Source organism: Spirochaetae bacterium HGW-Spirochaetae-1 (genome assembly GCA_002839375.1).
GTDB lineage: Bacteria > Spirochaetota > UBA4802 > UBA4802 > UBA5550 > PGXY01.
Genome location: PGXY01000007.1, coordinates 50,620 through 70,768, shown reverse-complemented (window position 1 = coordinate 70,768; position 20,149 = coordinate 50,620). Strand labels below are relative to the sequence as shown.

General features: G+C 48.7%; 9 protein-coding genes. 7 read left to right on the top strand and 2 right to left on the bottom strand.

Going from position 1 to position 20,149, the window contains the following annotated elements:
- Positions 1–200: 200 nt before the first annotated feature.
- The gene (gene ptsP / locus CVV44_13915) at positions 201–2,558 is read right to left on the bottom strand and encodes a phosphoenolpyruvate--protein phosphotransferase (GenBank protein PKL37444.1); all 2,358 of its coding nucleotides are present in this window, start codon (positions 2,556–2,558) and stop codon (positions 201–203) included.
- A gap of 217 nt (positions 2,559–2,775) precedes the next feature.
- Between ptsP and CVV44_13910 the strand changes: the two genes are divergently transcribed.
- The 7 genes from CVV44_13910 to CVV44_13880 all read left to right on the top strand — a co-directional run bounded on the left by CVV44_13910 (position 2,776) and on the right by CVV44_13880 (position 19,302).
- Positions 2,776–5,025, top strand: coding sequence for a hypothetical protein (locus tag CVV44_13910; protein ID PKL37443.1), 2,250 nt, complete (start codon positions 2,776–2,778; stop codon positions 5,023–5,025).
- Positions 5,026–5,113: 88 nt separating this feature from the next.
- Complete coding sequence (locus CVV44_13905; GenBank protein PKL37442.1) at positions 5,114–7,627, top strand: hypothetical protein; 2,514 nt, start codon at positions 5,114–5,116, stop codon at positions 7,625–7,627.
- Positions 7,628–7,766: 139 nt separating this feature from the next.
- Positions 7,767–12,029: a hypothetical protein gene (locus CVV44_13900; protein ID PKL37441.1), complete on the top strand. Its 4,263-nt coding sequence runs from the start codon at positions 7,767–7,769 to the stop codon at positions 12,027–12,029.
- A gap of 373 nt (positions 12,030–12,402) precedes the next feature.
- On the top strand, positions 12,403–13,002 hold the full coding sequence (locus tag CVV44_13895) for a hypothetical protein (GenBank protein ID PKL37440.1): 600 nt from the start codon (positions 12,403–12,405) through the stop codon (positions 13,000–13,002).
- 204 nt (positions 13,003–13,206) lie between these two features.
- The gene (locus CVV44_13890; GenBank protein PKL37439.1) at positions 13,207–14,199 is read left to right on the top strand and encodes a hypothetical protein; all 993 of its coding nucleotides are present in this window, start codon (positions 13,207–13,209) and stop codon (positions 14,197–14,199) included.
- A 178-nt stretch (positions 14,200–14,377) separates the two neighbouring features.
- Entirely contained in the window at positions 14,378–16,921 is a 2,544-nt protein-coding gene (locus CVV44_13885; GenBank protein PKL37438.1) for a hypothetical protein, read from the top strand.
- 41 nt (positions 16,922–16,962) lie between these two features.
- A complete protein-coding gene (locus tag CVV44_13880) occupies positions 16,963–19,302 on the top strand; it encodes a hypothetical protein (GenBank protein PKL37437.1) in 2,340 nt (779 codons plus the stop codon).
- A gap of 20 nt (positions 19,303–19,322) precedes the next feature.
- Here CVV44_13880 and ribA read toward each other — a convergent pair whose 3' ends face one another.
- The gene (gene ribA, locus CVV44_13875; GenBank protein ID PKL37436.1) at positions 19,323–20,027 is read right to left on the bottom strand and encodes a GTP cyclohydrolase II; all 705 of its coding nucleotides are present in this window, start codon (positions 20,025–20,027) and stop codon (positions 19,323–19,325) included.
- Positions 20,028–20,149: the final 122 nt, after the last annotated feature.

Here is a 20,149-nt window from a genome sequence, read left to right as displayed (position 1 = left end):
GGGCTCTTATAAAATGTCAAGATATTAATAGCGCCATACGCGGACCGGCATTAAAAAAGAGATAAGCCCGTTGTAACAGTGCTATCTAATCGGCGCCAAAACCTTCCGGTGACGGCTTCCGGTTCCGGGTCAGTGCACATCAACTGGTATTTCGACCGGGAATACGAACACGGCCGATACGCCGGCGGCGACTGGTGGGGCTATCCCGGTAATTTAATTTCCTCTGCCGCGGAATCCAGGAGAGTCTCAATCTCCATAATTGTGCGCCCTGCCAGCATTTTCTGTGCCCTTGCGCGGGCCTCTTTTATATCGATCTCCAGCAGTGTCTTTTTAACGCGGGGAATATACATGGCATCGACGCTCAGGTACGTGATGCCTATGCCCAGGAGGAAGGGGATATAGCGTTCCTGGTTAGCCATGTCGCCGCAGATGGATACCTCGATTCCTGCTGCGATTCCTGCCCGGGCAATCTTTTCCAGGGACCGCAGTATGGCGGGGTGATGGGGAATATACATGGCCGCTACTTTCTCATTTGTCCTGTCCACGGCGATAGTGTACTGGATGAGATCGTTGGTGCCGATGGAAAAAAAATCGGCTTCGTCAGCCAGGTCTTCGATTATGGGAACCACTGAGGGTATTTCCACCATCATGCCCACCAGGGGTTCCGCGTTATATTCGGCCCCTTCACGGCGCAGCTCTTCGAGACATACATCGAGGATGGCCCTGGACTGGAGAAATTCATCGAGAGATGATATCATGGGAAACATTATCTTCAGGTTGCTTCCGGCGCCGGCCCGGAGTATCGCCCGTATCTGCTGCTTGAAAAGATCTTCGTGCTGCAGAGAGAAGCGGATGGACCTCATGCCCAGGAAGGGATTTTCCTCGCGGGGAACATCGTAATACGAGAGAACCTTGTCCCCGCCGATATCCAGGGTCCTGAAGGTAACGGGTTTTCCGTTCATCTGGTCGACAAGTTTTTTATATATGAAATACTGTTCCTCCTCCGAGGGGAAGCTGTTCCGTATCATGAAGGGGAACTCGGTCCGGTACAGGCCCACGCCGTCAATATCATCTATGCTCACCTGCTGCATGTCCGAGAGGAGGTTGATGTTCAGCATGACTCTGACCTGGCTGCCGTCCTTTGTCAGGGCCGGGCCCTTGATCATTGTCTGTCGCTCATTCAATGCCGTACGGGTTTTTTCCTGCTCCCTGAACCTGGCCACAATTTCTTCGGCGGGACTGATGTACACGTTTCCCTGTTCCGCGTCAAGGAGCACCATGATATTTTCGGGAAGACCCAGCAGGTCCGGTTCATCGATGAATACCAGGGGAACTTTCAGAGAGCGGGCCAGAATACCCACATGCGAAGTGACTCCGCCGCTTACCAGGATAACTCCTATTATTCCTTCAATGGAAAGCATGAGGAGTTCCGAGGGGAAAAGGTCCCTGGCGATGATTATGCGGTCCCGGTAAACCGCCTCCTCGGGAACCTGCTGGAGCAGGTTGTTCATTATCCGTTTTGTCAGGTCTTCTATATCCTGTACTTTTTCCCTGATGAGGAGGTTGGGACTTTCTGAAAAAAGCCCCTTATATTTAAGGAAAATGGCCACGATAGCGCTGGGGGGATTTTCTCCTATCCGGATCATGTCCCGCATGGCGCCCACGAATCCCTGGTCCTTCAGCATGAGCAGATGGGATGCGAAAATGAGGGACGCCGCATCGGCGAGTTTTTCCTCAACGCGCCGCTGCATGTCTTCGAGCTGTATTTCCGTGTTCTTAAGGGCTGTTTCGAACTGTTCAAGGGTGAAGATCTCCTCGAAAGTTTTCCGCCTGAAGAGAATATCGTGCTTGATGTCCTTTTTTACCACGGCCGGAGCCAGGGCGATTCCCTTGGAGGCCGATTTGCCTTTCAGGAACCGGTATAAGCCCTGGTCGGTTATGCCGGGCTCTGGAGACGGCACCTGCTGTGTGGACAGGAGCAGCTTGATATGTTCCAGCAGGGTGGCCAGCTGTGATGCCGTAGCCTTCATCGCCATGATATCCTGCTCCACGAAGGGGTTGCCCCGCTTCCGCTGAATAACCAGCACGCCGATCCTGTATCTGCCGCGCACAATGGGAACGGCCAGGAAGGCTTCGTAGAGTTCTTCGTTTGTTCCGGGATAAAATTTGAAAAGGGGATTGCTGTTTCCCCGGTCCTCCCGTATTATCCGCAGTTCCTTCAGGGCCGTACCCACAAGTCCTTCGCCGAGTTTCATGGTGATTCTGTTGACCGACTGCGGATCGAGACCGCGCGTCGCCTTCAGAACCAGATCACCGCTGTTTTCATCATAAATATATATGGAACAGACATCGGCATTCATGTGTTCCGCCACCATGTCCACGGTTTTCTGGAGACAGTTGTCGATGCTGCTTTCCTCAAAGAGGCTGTTTAGCTCGCTGATATCGCAGAGCATTTTGATATGGTCCGTGGTCATGATGTCCCCTGTCGGAAAATTGTTATGGCGCGTGTACCGGTGTATTACCGTTGAAATTAAGCGCACTTTCCAGTATAATGCCATGGGGGATTAAAAACCGCAATAATAATTTAAAATTTTAGTCTTTCTGTTGCCTTTCTTTTTTAATTGACACTGTATAGATAATTGTATATTTTCTGCTCATCTGCAAATGTTTCATTCCGTGGAATGATTTCTGACGCTTCCTGCCGGTCTCTCACGACAGCATGTATGCCGATATATTCCCGGTGCCGCATAAACTGAAAGTTTCTGGATAAAAAATATGGACCTTATATTTGGACGATTCAATCTCTATGTGATCCCGCCGCTCCTGTCGCTGCTCCTGGGATGGGTCCTGGCTCTTGTTGCCGTGATCAAGGGTAAAATGCGGCGTGAGAACATACTTTTTGCCCTTATGTGCCTCTGGTGGACTTTTATGCCCCTTGTTTTTATCTCACACCAGGTATTCCGGGGGGAAACGGACAAAATTATGATGGTGGAACGGTCAGTCCATTTCATCTATGTATATATTCCCTTCATCATGCTGCTGTACCTCCAGATGGTCTTCAATCTGAATAAAAGATTTCTTGTCATAGCATCTTTTATCATCAGCGCAGCCGTATCGGGATTTGTCCCTACGGAATATTATTTTAACGGTCTGTATACCTACAGCTGGGGATACAGCGCCCGGGGCGGCATAGCCTTCAAAATTTTTGGTGTCTACGCAATGCTTGTCACTATTTTTGGTGTGTTTTTCTTTATTTATAAAATAAGGGCGGCTGCGGGCTCGACGGAAAAGCTCAAGCTTAAGTATATTAACTTTTCTTTTCTGGCAACGGCAATTCTTACAATACTCAACATTCCTGCCATAAGCGGCATAGACTTTTACGCCTTCGGGAATTTCATGTTCATTCCCCTTTCCCTGCTGGCATACGGCGTGCTGCGTTACCGCTTCATGGATATCAGGAGTGTAATGCACATTACGTTAATCTGGGGTGTCACTTCCTCTCTGATACTGATTCCCAATATCATCGCCTATTATCTCCTGAAACCGTACCTGGGGCATTTCGGATATGCCGCGGGTTTTTTCCTGTTACTGGTCTGGTTTATTCTCAATTACCTCTATCTGAAAATAATTCAGCCCGCTATTGACAGGATTTTCAACAAGCAGAAGTTCAACCTGCAGCGCCTGGAGGTTCAGTTTGTCGAGAACATATCGGTCCTGAAGACCCTCGAAGAGCTTACCAGGGTGTTTACCGGCACACTTCAGAAAAATCTGTATTTCAGAGAGGTGGATATTTTCATCAGGTTGAATGAGAAGGAGGGTTACTGGAACCAGGGCGGAAAAGAAATTGCCGTGGACGATGATATTCGGGAATGGTTCATCGGCGCCAATCATCTTGCGGACAGGGATATGGTCCTCGCCGATCCCTACTACCTGTACATCAGGGAAAAGATGCTTGCAGTGCTCGATGATAATAATTCGCGTTATATACTCCCCCTGGTGCAGAACAACGAGCTCATCGGCGTAGCGCTTCTCGGGGAACGTCTCACTCTTAAGGAACTGAATTATGAGGAGACGCGGTTTATTAACAGTGTGCGTTCGGCTCTCTCCATCTCCATCAGCAATTCACTCATGTACCAGGATCTCAGCGATCTGAAGGATAACCTGGAAGACAAGGTGACAAAGAGAACGGAAGAACTTCTCAGCGCCATGGAAAAGGTCGAGGCCTTCAACGAAGAACTTACCAGGACCAATGATGAACTGAACAGCGCTCGGAAAATAGCCGAGATGGACATGATGATGGCAGTGAACGTTCAGAAATCCCTTCTGCCGGCCGAGCCTCCTGAAACACCGGGCTGGGATATTGCCCTGGTTTTTAAACCCATGGCGGGAATCTCCGGCGACTTCTATGATTTTTATGTCGAAGACGGTGATCTGAAGGGACTGGTGTTGCTCGATGTGTCGGGCCATGGCATCGCCTCGGGCCTTATCACCATGATAGCACGTTCTGTTTTTCAGCGGAATTTTTTCCGGTACAATGACGTGAAACTTGGAAGCGTGGTCGAGGAGGCGAACCGGGATCTCATTAACGAGATTGAAAACGTGGATAACTACCTTACCGGCATTGTGCTGCGTTTCACCGATGAAACGGTTGAATATGTCAACGCAGGCCATCCCGATCTCGTTCTCCGACAGAGTAAAAACGGCGTAGTTTCAATGGTCAACTCCCGGGACCGTAATTTCAGGGGAGCCTTTCTCGGAGTGCGGGCAATGGATTTTCCGTACCGCACACTCAAGTTCAACGTGGAGCCGGGTGACGTGCTGCTGGTTTATACCGACGGGATCGCCGAAGGAACCAATGCTGAAAAAACGGAATACGGGTCCGAAGGCCTGGCACGGGCCCTGCACAAAGCGCCGGGCGAATCATCCCGTTCAATCCTGGACTATATCATGCATGATTTTCATGCCTTTACCGGGAACGGGAAGCTTTCCGATGACCTCACGCTTATAGTAATAAAGAAGAAATAATTACCGGAATATTTTTATTTACAATTCATAATATTTCGGTTATAATAGGCTCCTGGACTGGTAAAAGAGAATAACCGGGCGCAAGTAAATGGACAAGAAATCGAAAATTCTGATCATTGACGATGAGAAACTCCTCTGTGAAACATTGTCTGATTTTCTTCTCGACAGCGGTTATGAGACCGTCATGGCCTTTGACGGAGAGCAGGGTCTCGAGGAATACCGAAAAGAGAATCCCGATATCGTTCTTCTTGACCTTTCCATGCCCAAAATGAGCGGTTACCAGGTCCTGGAAAAATTGCTCGACCATAACCCCGATTTTCCCGTTATCGTTGTTTCCGGTGTCGGAGCCGTGGATAAGGCCATGAAGTCCATATCCATGGGCGCCTGGGACTTCATCACGAAACCGGTCCTTGATATGGATGTTCTCCTGCACCAGGTGGAAAAGGCCCTGGACCGTTCCCGCCTTATTCAGACGAATAAAAAATACCAGGAACACCTGGAGGATGAAGTGCGGAAGCGCACGGCCGCACTGGAACTGGAGATCAGGGAAAAAAAACAGGCGGAAAAGAAATACAGGACTCTGTTTGAAAGCGCCAACAGCGCCATTATTCTTCTCAATGATCTCCGCTTTTTCGACTGCAACAGGAAGACCCTGGAAATGTTCGCCGTGACAAAGGATGATCTCCTGGGGAAAACGCCCCTTGATTTTTCCCCCCAATACCAGTCCGATGGGGAAAAAAGCTCTGTCAGGGCAAAACTGATTATGGAAAAAATGAGCAGGGACGGTGAAATTTTTACCGAATGGGATTTTGTCAGGTCCGGCGGTGATGTTTTCCCTTCCGAAGTGAGCTTCAGTACACTGAAGCTCGATAATGAAGAATACCTCGTGGCCATAGTGCGTGATATTACCGACCGAAGAAGAGCCGAGGAGGAGCTGAAAAAATTTTCTCTCGTTATAGATCAGAACCCGGCCATGGTCATGATCACCGATCCCGACGGGGTGATCGAATACGTCAACCCCAAGTTCACCGAGGTGACGGGGTACAAGCCGGCCGAGGCCATTGGGCAAAAACCCAGCATACTTAAATCGGGCACGCTGACTCGTGGATTCTATCGCGAGCTGTGGGAGATGATAAAAGGCGGGGATACCTGGCGCGGTGAATTTCATAACCGTAAAAAGAACGGCAAGGACTTCTGGGAGTTTGCCAGCATTTCATCCATAAAGAAGCAAGACGGCTCCATCAGAAATTTTGTGGCAATAATGGAGGACATAACGGTCCACAAGGAGTATGAGGATAAACTTTTCAGACAGGCCAATTACGACAGCCTGACTGAACTTCCCAACCGGGTACTTCTTCTGGACCGACTCTCCCAGGGCATACAGCGTGCCGCGCGGTATGATCTTTATCTTGTACTCATGCTGCTTGATGTAAATGACTTTAAGATTATCAATGACACAAAAGGACACCAGATCGGCGACGAGATGCTCAAGGAAGTGGCACACCGTCTTCGGAAAGGTGTACGGGCCTCCGATACCGTGGCCCGTTTCAGCGGAGATAAATTTTTTATCGCGGTTCCGGAACTCATCGATCCCGTCGAGGCCGAGATGATCGCCGAAAAACTGCTGGCTTCCATTGAAGAACCATTTTTTATTCATAACGATGAGTTTAACATGTCGGCTACCATCGGGATGACCGTGTTTCCCAATGACGGTGACAGCGCCGAGATTCTCATGAGGAATGCCGATGCCGCGCTGTATCACGCCAAAGACGAGGGGTCTAACCGGTTCCGTTTCTTTTCCAGGGAACTGAATGACCTGGCCATCAGCCGGATCAGGATGGAAACCCTCCTGCGCCATGCCATTGAAAAAAATGAACTTTCTCTCTATTACCAGCCGCAGATTTCCATCGACTCCGGAAGGGTTGTGGGCGCCGAATGCCTGCTCCGGTGGAAAAACGATGAACTGGGCATGGTCCCTCCCGATTCATTCATCCCCGTCGCTGAAGACACGGGCCTTATAACGGGAATCGGCGAATATGTGATGATACGGGCCTGCAAAGAGGCGGCACAGTGGAAAGAGGTTTATGACACGCCGCTCACCCTGGCGGTAAATGTTTCGTACCGACAGTTCAGGAATGATAACTTTATTGAAAGATTCCGATCCATAATTGAAGAGTCTCCCTTCCCCAGGGAAAACCTGGAAATAGAAATAACCGAGAGTATGCTCGTTGATGAGGTGGACAAGATGATAGCCATGCTCAACGAAATCGTCAATATGGATATAACCGTTTCCATCGATGATTTCGGTACGGGGTACTCATCGCTGAGCTACCTGAAACGCTTTCCCATTCATACACTGAAGATAGACAAGTCCTTTATCAGGAACCTGCCCGGTGACCAGGAGGATGTTGCTCTTTCCAAGGCGATCATCGCCATGGCTCACAGCCTGGGAATGAAGGTGGTGGCGGAAGGGGTTGAAACGGTCGAACAGCTGCAGTTCCTGCATACCCTGGACTGTGATATCGCCCAGGGGTATTATTACAGCAAACCCATCCCTCTCGATGAATTTTTATCCTTTCTCAAGAACCGGAATAAGGGGTGAAATCAACTGAAAAAAACCGCTAATATTTACTATTTATCAAAACCCGGTGCTTGTCTTATATCGCAATTTATGATAATTTAAGAGTACTTCTTCAGGACATAATCAATAGACACACTATGTCCCGACTGGAGACTCGGATATGAAATTAAAACGGGATAATTTCCTTCACTGCCTGCCCCTGTCGAAATGGATATGCGGCGATTACTGGTTTAGGGTCCCGCTCCTGAGAAAATTGGTGCTGTTTCTGTCCCTCGTCCCGGCAGGCATTCTCCGGAAGCAAAATATATTCAGAAAAATTATTGAAATCGATGGTGTGTTTTATCCCCTGGCGGTGAAAAATAGCGCAGACCGGCTTTTCGTTAAAAAGGAAACCGGAAAGGGCGGCGTTAAAATCCTGGACAGGCCGCTCAACTCATCGGGAACGTATAACAGGACGCGGTCCGCGCTGGGAAGAAAAAGAAATATTTTCATAGCCATGAAAAATGCTCTCAACCGCCAGTGCCGGCGGGGCCTTGCGTATTTAAAGAAAGAATCCCCCTCTTTCCTCATTCCCGGTTCTCCGCTGTCGAAAATGATAAAAACAGGCCTTGCCAATATCTATGCCGATGACGAAAGGGAAAGATGTTTCTATATCGAGAATCTGTTGCATATCGATGACAGGCTTGACCACAACGGGAAGACGGCAGGAAACAGGGAGCGGAAAAAAGTATTCACGCAGAGCGGCATTGTCAGGCTGGGGAAGATATATTCCGGGAAAATGCTTGCGAGACCCTTCCCGGAAAGTTATATCCTGCATTATTTTCCCGATTTCGCTCCCGATGAATTCATCCGTCACAAGGCCCGGTTCAAAATCAGAATGAAACGGCTTTTTTCCGTCGATGAGATCCAGGGGACGGCCTTATTTCTGACGGGAAAAATCCGCGCCAGGGACCCGGGAAGCAGAATACAGAAGACCGTCCTGGGTATGAAAAAAATATCCCTTGCTGCCATAGTGGCATTCCTGGCGATACCCCTCCTTGCCGATGTGACCCTGGGACTCTACGGGCTTTTCCGGAATGATTATTTCCATAGCGGCATATACCGTCCCGGGGAAATAATGACGGTAAGGTCTCCCTATGCCGAAAGGGCCAACCGGATTTACCGCATGAACCGAAATACCGATTTTTCAAATTTCAGACTGAAAGGCGCCAGGTCCGGGAAAGGGATGCTCTTCCGCTTCGTAAATCACGGCGATATTGCCGTTGATCTCAGCTACAATTCCTATAAAGACATGCGTATCAGCGACCAGAACGGCCTGACCGTAATTGCCGTAGACCGTGAGGCCCTGGGAAAACGGGCTTCCGATGGGTACCGCTCATACCGCCGTTTCCTGGACCGGGTACTGGACAAGTCCGCGATGGAAAAACTGTATTGTTTCCTCGACGATTTTACGGGCGGAAAGTATTACCTGTTTCGGTTAACGGATATCGGTTATGAAAGGGTCAGCAGCGATGTCCTGAAAAAAATTATGAATTCACCGCGTCCCCTGCGCTGGATCAGGGAAATAAACGGCGACCGCCCCTTCGTCACTGTCCTTTACCACAAGGCCGATACGAGAAAATGGGCGGACCTGTCCGACATACCCCCTTTGATGAAAAAAGGACTCATACTCAGGGAGGACCGGCGTTTTTACAACGACCTGCTGCCGCTGCCGCACAGGGGGAATGACCTGCCTGTCATCGTTCCCCAGGCGGCAAAGAAGATCGCTCATGATGTACTGGAACTGGTGCTTCTCTTCGGTAATTCTTACGATATCTCATGGATACGTCATAATTTCCCACCCCTGATCGATCATTTCAGACGCGGTTTTAAAAGCGATATGAGAGGCGGCAGTTCCATTTCCAACCAGCTTATGGAGCTGTTGTACACACGGTACATTCCCGATATAAACGGAAATGGATCGGGATATGAGCGGAAAATAGAACAGAAAAAACATGAGCTCCCGGCATCGGCGCTGCTGTACTGGTTCTGGGACAAGGATGATATACTTGAAGCCTATGTCAACGATGTCTTCGGCGGATATCTTCATGGACAGATAATCGGATTCCGGTCCCAGGCGGAAATCTATTTTTCCCGGAGCCTCGATGAACTCAACCTGCGGGAACAGATGTTTCTGGCCGGCGCGGTTAAAAAGCCTTCATATATAAAAGAGTACGCGCGCTACCTGAAAGCCCGGGAACTTGAAAAATTAATTTCGGGCGATACGTCCCGTATAGGGACCTGGGAAGAGGAGAATGCCATATACGGTGTGGGCAGGCACAACTATAAGGGGATTCTGAAAGATGATACGGTCGCCCGATGGCTGAAAAACAGGACCGATCATCTGCTGGGTCTCCTGTTTCGGCATGGGGAAATCGACGAAAGCGATTACTATAATGCACTGCATAACGAAAAGATACGCTTTGATTTTCATCCGCCGGTATATTCCCTGGATGACCGGCTTGTCAATAATATCAAGCGCGAGATTGATCAGGAGCTGGGGGAGGAACGCTCCGATTCTGGGCTGGTGATGAATACTACTGTTAACATATCCATGCAGCGGTCTCTGCAACGGGCAATCGACAGCGAGGCCAGGACTATTTATGTCGACGGGGAATTCAGGATGAACGGGCAGCCCTCGTCCGTGCAGCTTGACGGGGGAAGCAGGATAATCTGGGCGAACCGCAGGAGTGCCGATGGGAGTATTTATGTCGTGAATCGTATCGTTGCCGATGTGGGAGGCAATTCGAAGCGGAAAAATGACTGGGACTGGGTGACCATGGCCAACCGCTCTCTGGGCTCCAGCCTGAAACCCATACTGGACCTTTATTTTCTTCTCGAAGGATATAATCTCACTGACCGGGTCCGCAACAAAAAACTTACTTATGCCAATTATACACTGGAACAGCAGATGTCGTACCGGAATTATATCCTGAAATATCCCCAGCGAAAGGATGAAATAAACCAGATCAGGGAAAGCTGGTCCTGGACACCCGATAATTACCGTGGTTTTACCGGTGAGTGGATAACTGTAAAGGAAGCCCTGGTCTATTCCGTAAACAGCGTACATGCCCAGATCCAGGAAATAGTCACGCCCGAGACCTTCGCCGAGCTTCTGAACGAGACAATGAATATCCAGGATTCCTCCATGAAGCATACCACGTATCGCTCACTGATACTGGGCGGGTCCAACGGTGATCAGCGCTACGATAAGTTTCTCCTGGCTTTCTCACTTTTCGCCAATGAGGGCATCATAACAAAACATACCTATATCGATTCACTTCTCATGCCGCGGGGGACAGAGGCTGTTCCTGAATATAAACCCGTTTCCATACCGGTTCTGAGCAGGTTTGACCGTCGTGAAATTGAAGCGGCCGTGCTGCTCATCAATACGGCGCTTCGCGAGACGGTGCGGAGAGGGTCCATGTCGGCCATGAGGGGCATCGGCGCCGGAAAGACCGGGAGCTCTAATGATCTCAGGGATGCCCTGGCAACGGTTCATTTCGTCTCGGGTAGTGACACCTATATCGCAGGTATCCGCCTCGGCAATGAAAAAAATTATTCCATCGGGAGGGCGGCCCATGAAATCGCAACGCCGGCGCTGTCCCGGATAGTGAGGTCGCTCTTTGGCGAAGGGAGCATTCTCAGGGGAGACGATTATGACGCCGTCCTGAAGGCGGCGCTGGACTCACATCCTTTCATTGTTGAAGCTGACGGCAATTATTACATGAAAAGCGCCGAGTACCGCCCCAGGAAACTTGATGTTGACCGCATCGTAGCGGATAAACGGGAATCGTTTCTCGTGGCAGCCAACGATTATTTTGCGAGGCAGGAATATGCAGCTGCAGCGCGTCTCTATGAGAATTATCTCATGCTCACGTCACACTTTGATTCCGATAACCCTGTATTCCGCAACATGATTGTCTGCTATATCAGGCTCAATAATATCGAAAGAGTAAGCCGGCTCATCATGCACTTCACGCCGCCGGCGAAGATGCGGCTTATCGCCGATATCTATGAGCGCCTCTACGGGATTGAGATCAATCTCGACAAAAAACTGACGGAGCAATTCAAGAAATTTATGGGCCATGCCATGACAGCGAAACAGTTCCTTGACAGGCGGACCACCGATGAGCTCCGTCTTTTCGATGAATATGAAGGAGAGGGGAAGAAGACAGGGAACGATGAATCCCGTGATGACAGGAAAGCCGACCCTCAGTTGGTACCCCGGGAGAAAGAAGATGGAACAGGGCCCGATATGCATGTGGATAAAAGCGAATCAATGAAGATTGCCATGCCGGCCATCGGCAGGGAAGGGAATATTGACGCTGCCAAAAATGCATCACCGGGGAAAATTCATACTGCAGTCAGTGCTGAGAAATAACTGTCTTGCTGTGGAAACACGAAAAAAAAAGCGCGGTTTCCCGCGCTTGTGTGAGGAGTGATCAGGGTATACTTTCATATACCCTGAGGATCAACATTGTTAAAAATAACCTGTAACGGCGGCCGGGAAGGCTTTTCCCCGCCTCAAAAAAATGAAGCCGTCGGTTTTCAGAAGAAGTTTATGGAAGAGGTATTATCTCTATACCATGAACCAACTCACGTGAATTAATTCCGCACATATCCCGTGATGACAGAATAAAAATGCTTGCGCTAAAAGACCTGACATTCTAGATATATACAGACTTGTCTGTCTAATAAACAGACAAGTCTGTCTGTGTCAATAAAAATAATTAAAAAAAATAAGCAGGATATTGATGACGAATACAAATAAAGAGGGTGAAGATAAAAAAAAGAGCGTGCATGAAAGAATCGTTAAAACCGCCACCAGGCTTTTTTATGAACAGGGCGTGCTCAATACCGGCGTAAACCAGATAATCAGCGAATCGAATGTGGCAAAGGCAAGCTTCTACCAACACTTTCCGTCAAAGAATGATCTCGTCAAAGAATGTATCCTGCGCTATGACCGGTATCTCACGGGGGTTTTGGCCAGTCATATCACCTCAAGTCAATCCTATTCGGAATTCATGAAGAAATGGGTAAATCAGCTGAAAAACGATACGAAGATGAAATACCGGGGCTGCCCTATTGCGGAAGCGGCATTTCAGCTCGATGCAACCAACGGTGAAATGCATGAGCTCATCAGAACCATTATTGAAAACTGGTACAATATTCTCAGGGATTTTTTCGAGCGCATGAAGAAGAAAGGGGAGATCGGACAGACCATGGATTGCGGCATTCTTGCCCAGCGTGTTCTGCATCTCCATGAAGGGGCTATGATCATGTGGCGGCTCACCAATGATGACAAGTATTTCGATGACCTGGAAAGTTTCATGTCCGAGGTGCTCAAGTTTTAGCGCCGATCATACCGCCGCCATGAAAATAAGACTGTTAAAATTGCTAAAATTTGGCATTATTCAGTCACCCGGAATTATTTATTTGTTGAAATATTCCAGCCTGTCTGTACATTACATGTGTATAAAAAGTTAAGCTTCATATCATTTTTAAATACCCGATTGGCATTATTGAATTAAAACTCATACAAACAATGGGAGGAACGTATGAAACGTCTAGTCGTATTGGTACTTATGTCCGTATTTGTCATATCCGGAATAAGTTGTAAAAAACAGAAAGAAATAGTCCGCGAGGGGCTGGTTAACTTTGTCAGCGGTGAGGTTTATCTCATGTCCGTTGAAAAAAAGAATGAAGCGAAGGTGGGCGACGTGGTGACCCAGGGTATGAAAATCATCACCGGCAGCAAGTCCGTTGTGGATATCTACTTTGGTGAGAACGCCGTGAAGGTTCTGGAGAACACCGTTGTGGAAGTCCGTCAGCTCGTAACTAACCTGGAAAGTAATTCGGAGCAGACGAAACTCTTTATAGAAAAAGGGGAAACCTTGTCGAAAATCACCAAGAAACTCAGCAAGTCCGATGAATATGTCATTCAAACTCCCACCACGATCGCAGCTATCAGGGGAACCGATTTCATGGTATCAGAGCTGGGAAACAAGGCGAAGGTCTCGTGTCTCGACGGAAAGGTGGCAGTCAAGGATGCAACGGTGGAACAGTCGGAATATGTGGAAGTCAATGCCGGAGAGGAAGTGGAAGTTGATCCCGGGAAACCCCTCAATGTCAAAGAACTTGACGCGGCCAACAAGGAGAGAATCCAGAATATCCTGAAAGATATTAAAGAGATGCAGCAGGATATCCGCAAGCGCTTTGAAGAGGAAAGGGAGAAAATCCGGGAACAGGTCAAGGATATGAAGCAGCAGACCAAAGAAGCCGTGGAAAAACAGCGTGCCGAGGACCTGCAGCGCGTTGAGGACCAGAAGGCCCTGGACAAGGCCAACATAGATGCCATCAAGGGAACGGCGGATAAAGGCAAAGAGGAAGCAAAGGAAGCCGTGGATGCGCTGAAAGGTGATACGGCAAAGAGCCTCGAAGGCGTCAAACCCGAGGTGAAGAAATTTTCCGTCGATGTTAAAAAGCCTACAATTGAAAAGCAGTCTATTGATAAGCCCGCGGTGGAAAAACCGGCCGCGCCGAAACTGTAAATTCCGACCAATATATTTAAAATCACGGGGCTGCTACCGAAAGGGGCAGCCCTTTTTTTATTAAAATTAGAGGGAGAATGCCGGATACTCAAATAAAAAAATTGAATATACTCTATTGTTGGTATACTGTTTTAATGAATGGAGCAGAAATGCTGTCAAACCACTCAGGGAGAGAGTAATGCAGGCATTTGAATCCGACAGCTTGATGGGATGGAATATTCCCTTTCCCGATGAAACCGTTGCACAATGGCAGAAGATCATCGACCACCTGGCACGAGTAGGAAATGTTCCGGCAGTTCTGATAATAAGACTTCATGAAGATGAGGGATATGTCGAGGTCTTCAAGGCGAGCAGAACTCCGGAAAACATTTTTCATGAAGGTGCACGTATGTCCTTTTTCCATCACTGTGGTCTTTTCTGCGAGGAGGTCATCAGTACGGGCGAGAGTCTCCTCGTATCTGACGCACTTCATGACGACCGATGGCGCGGGAACCCGGCAGTGGAGCAGGGGATGATCGCCTACCTGGGATTACCCCTTTCCTATCCCGACGGCAGTCCCTTCGGGGCTCTCTGTGTTTTCGACTCTAAAGTCAACAGATTCAGTGAAGAATTTGAACAGAGCGTATCGCAGGCAAGAGACCTCCTGGCGGCGCATCTGGCTATCATGATAAGGGACCATAATGCCGGAACGATGCAGTTGCTGAAAGCGGTAACCGAAAATATTCCCCACGCCTATATCTCGGTAATTGAAAAGGACCTTACCGTGGGATATATGACGGGGGGTGAGCTCAGGCGATGGAATCTGAATCCCGAGGCGTATGCCGGAAAGACGCTGGATGAAATCTTTGGCGAACAGACTGCTCTCGTGAAGGAATATTGTAGTAAAGCCTTTCAGGGAGAAGAGCAAACTTTTGAAATCACCATAAAAAACCAGCATCAGATGTTTAATGCGGTTCCTCTGTTTAGCGACGAAGGTTCCATTGACCGTGTAATGGCCTTCGCCTGGAATATAACAAAACAGAAAAAAGCCGAAGAGGCTCTGCGCTGTGCTCTTGAACTAAACCGGCTTATGGACAGGGCAAGCGTGAGAGAACTTCTTGATTTCGGGCTTGAAGAGGGAGTCAGGCTCACCGGCAGTGAGATCGGGTTTTTTCATCTTTACAATTCCGAGAAAAAAATCATACAGCTGCAGACGTGGTCGGCAAAAACAAGGAAGAGCTGTTCGGCCCAAGGTGAGGGCATGCAGTACCCGCTGGACAGTGCCGGAATATGGGCCGACTGCATACATACGGGAAAGCCGGTGATCAATAATAATTACGTCCTGTCGAAGGGGCGAAAGGGACTACCCGATGGCCATGTGCCACTCAGGCGTTTCCTGTCCCTGCCGGTTATGGACAGGGGGGATACCGTGGCCATTATGGGTGTCGGCAATAAGGAGGAGGATTATACAGATAATGAAGTAGATATCCTCTCACTTCTTTCTGACTCCCTGTGGAATGTGGTGCAGCGTAAGAGAACCGAAGATGAAAAGGAATCGGTGAGGCTTCAGCTTATGCAGGCCCAGAAGATGGAGGCCGTGGGTAACCTGGCCGGGGGATTGGTTCATGATTTCAACAATGTCCTCAACGCCATCAGCGGTAGTCTTGAGATTATTCAAACACTGCTTGAGAAGGAGGTTCTTTCCAAGGGAGAAAAGATTGAAAGATATATAGATATGGCCAGGACATCCTTCCAGAGGGCCCGTGATATCATTTCCCAACTATTGATGATTTCAAAGAAGCAGGAGCAGAAACTTTCTCCTGTAGATATCAATCTTTCCCTGGAACATATACTGAATATAGCCATGAATAGTTTTCCCAAGAGCGTGCAGCTTGATTTTCATTTACTCGATTTACCCGCGTATATACATGCTGACGAGACACAGATTGAACAGGCATTCCTGAATATCGCTGTCAATGCCTCCCACGCCATGACTATTATGCGTGGTGAGGGTGAAGGTGAAGGAGGGCGTATGACTGTTACTATTGAAAGGCGTGAATTCGATGTTGATTTCTGTAGTCTTCATCCCGAAGCGGATAAAGGGAAGGCATATGTTCTCATTTCCTTTACCGATACCGGTGTCGGTATGGATGAAGATGTGAGGCTGAGGATATTCGAGCCCTTTTTCAGTACAAAAACCGATCTGGGAACGGGACTGGGTCTTTCCATGGTCTACAGCATAATCAAAATGCATAAGGGATTTATTGATGTGTATTCGGAACCGGGAGTGGGTACCGTGATGCGTGTATATATTCCGGAATATACCGTCGATGATGTACGGCGTATCAGGAGAGAGCATCAGCTGCAGGCGGTTCAGGGAACCGGAACGATTCTTGTGGTTGACGATGAAAAAGATATGATCCTTATTGCCGAGGAGTTTTTGCGACAGTGCGGTTATTATGTGGTTGGCGCTGAGGGCGCCCTGGCAGGCATTGATACTTTCAAAAAAAATCACAGGAATATCGATGCCGTACTCCTGGATCTGTCTATGCCGGTGAAGTCGGGAGTTGAGATGATCAGAGAACTGCAAAAGATTGATCCTGCAGTACGAGTGCTTCTTGCTTCGGGACTCTCCAATGATGAACGCATAGAAAAGGCATTGAAAAATGGAGCGCGTGGATTCATCGCAAAACCTTATTCAAAGTATGAACTGTCGGTAAAAATGAAAGAAATACTGGAATAACCATGGTGATATTTGTATAACGGTTACCCTAAAGAGGACGCATGACGGATTTTTCAGTAAAGACCCTCCTCCTGGTTGATGATGAAGCCGTATTGGTGCTTTCGCTGAAAAGCATCCTGGAGCAGCACGGCTACAGGGTTATTTTCGCTCTTACCGGCGAGGATGCCGTTGGCCTGGCCAGGAGTGAACCGCAAATCGACCTGGTGCTCATGGATATAGAGCTGGGAGCGGAAATGGATGGCATCGAGGCCGCGAAGAGGATACTGAGTTTTAGGGAACTGCCCGTGCTTTTCCTTTCAGGATACATGGACCGGGATATCTCGGAAAAAATTGATACCATATCCTCCTGCGGTTATGTCGTGAAAAACAGCGGCGATGACGTACTCATCACATCCATGCGGCAGGCATTGAAGCTCCATGAGTCGCGCCAGGACCTCGTGCGCCAGAGAACACGCTACCTGACACTGCTGGAATCGATTCCCGACAGCGTATATGTTCTTGACCGCGAATGGCGATACGCTATGGTGAATGATGCGGCAGTACACTTTATGGGAATACCCCGTGAAAAACTTCTTGGGAACAGGCTGGTCGACCTCTTTCCTCTGGATAAGAATACACCTTTTGGGGAAGCCTTTAAAAGCGTCATGAACTCGGGAATTCCCGACATGATTACGGCAGAATTTGATTTCGAAGACGGCAGGAAGGGATGGTGCGAAGTGCGCGTCACTCCCGTTCCTGAAGGAATTCTCTGTATAACGAGAGACATCACGGAACGAAAAAATTTTGAGATTTCCCTTCAGCGGAATGAAGAAAAATTCAGGACCATGATCGACTGGACCTATGACTGGGAACTGTGGGTCGATCCCGGGGGCGATATTGTATATATGAGTCCCGCTGCCCTGCGTATCACCGGTTATTCTACCGATGAATTCATGGCAAAACCCCAGCTGATAAAGGATATCATACATGAAGATGACCGGGGAATGTGGGATGATCATTATAGATGCCACGGAGATCAGACCTGCGGGGACTATGAGCTCGAGTTCCGTATTGTAACGAAGGACGAAAGCGTTCGATGGATAAGTCATATATGCCAGGCCGTTTTTGGAGAGGACGGCCAATTCCTGGGGCGCCGTGCCTCCAACCGGGATATAACCGAACTGAAAAAGAGTGAAAAAGAAAAAGAAGAGGTGCAGAAACAGCTTGCCCAGGCCCAGAAGATGGAGGCCATAGGAACCCTGGCAGGAGGGCTGGCTCATGATTTTAATAATGTTCTGGGTGCCATGCGGGGCAGCCTGGAAATCATCGCATCATACCTGGAAAAGGAGCAGCTTCAGAATGAGGAGAAAATCAGCAAGTATCTGGATACGGCACTCAAATCCACGGTCCGGGCAACGGACATCATACGGCAGCTCCTGGTCATGTCGAGACGTGAAGAGAAAAACCCGGTACCCATGGATGTCATGTCGTCGCTGGAGCACATACAAAGAATAGCCCAGAACAGCTTCCCGAAATCCGTTTCGCTTGAGTTTCCCGTTGCGGGAGATCATCTCTATATTCATGCCGACCGGACGCAGATAGAACAGGCCCTGCTGAACATATGTGTCAACGCATCTCATTCCATGACTATAATGCGGGGAGAGGGAGAGGATGAAGGGGGTGTTCTCTCGGTTAAAACCGGCAGGATAAAACCAGGGACTGATTTTATTAATTCTCATAACGGCGCAAACGGAGAAATAAACTATGTAATAATCAGTGTTGCCGATACGGGCGTTGGCATGGACTCGGAGACCATTAAAAAAATATTCGAGCCTTTTTTCACTACCAAGGAACACATCGCAGGAACAGGCCTTGGTCTTTCCATGACGTACAGCATCATTACGGCGCATCAGGGATTTATTGATGTCGAGTCACAGAAGGGAAGCGGATCTATTTTTACGGTCTATCTGCCCGAACTGACACTGAAGGGATCGAAAAAAAATGCTGTAAAACAGGAAAGCGCGAAACCATTAAGGGGAGAGGGCTGCATCCTGGTAATAGATGATGAACCGTCGATCCTCGATGTTGCCAGGGAGTTCCTGGCCCAGTTGGGTTATACTGTTATTGTTGCCGAAGGAGCCGTCGCCGGTCTTGAAACATTCAGGGACAGGCACCATGAGATCAGCGGCGTGCTCCTTGACCTGTCCATGCCGAACATGTCGGGATCCGAAGTGTTTAAAAAACTAAAAAGCATCAACCCCGGGGTGAAGGTGCTCCTGGCCTCGGGTTTTGCCAATGACAGGCGGGTTAAAAAAATCCTTGATGCCGGAGCCGGTGCGTTCATATCGAAACCCTTTAATATAATTGACCTGTCCAAAAAAATAAGAGAGATACTGGGGTGACCGTTACCCCCTGTTTCAGGTCAGTCCGTTGAGAGGTGATCCAGCCTGAGAATGTGGCCAAACCGGTCTTTCTTGGTCCGCAGATAATCCCTGTTATGTTTCTGGGGAGGGAGCTCATGATGGACTCTCTCGGAAACCATGATGTTGTATTTTTCCAGTTCCATGACTTTTTCAGGATTGTTCGTAAGAAGCCGCACGCTCCTGACACCGATTTTCTTCAACATTTCCGCCGGGATGCGGTAGTCGCGCTCATCGGGCTGAAAACCCAGCAGGGTGTTGGCGTCAAAGGTGTCAACGCCCGTATCCTGCAGGGCGTAGGCCCTGAGCTTGTTGACGAGGCCGATGCCGCGTCCCTCGGCCATATGGTACAGCACGATTCCCTGTCCTTCTTTTTCAATGGCATCAAGGGCTGAATGCAACTGCGGGCCGCAGTCGCAGCGGAGGCTTCCCAGGGCATCACCGGTGAGACATGCCGAATGGATGCGTGTGAGAATATTGTCACCGTTTCCGATATCACCTTTCAGCACTATTGTATGGTCTTTTTGATCTTTATTGTTCACAAAGCCCACAATTTTAAAATGTCCGAACATGGTGGGGAAGTCTGCCACTGATACAATTTTCACGCACAGTTCTTCAGTGCAGTCCTGGCAGTTCATGTCATGGGGGCAATTCCGCAGGGACTCCATGTCCTGGCGCAGTATTTCTTCATAGGATGGAGCGTTCATAATAGGCCTTCTGTATTTTTAATATATAGTTACTAACCGCAATGATGGGATATTTTGTCAAGATCATAATGAAACAGGGTGTGGAAACAATCCGGCGGTACCGGAGTTTTTTTTATTGAAAC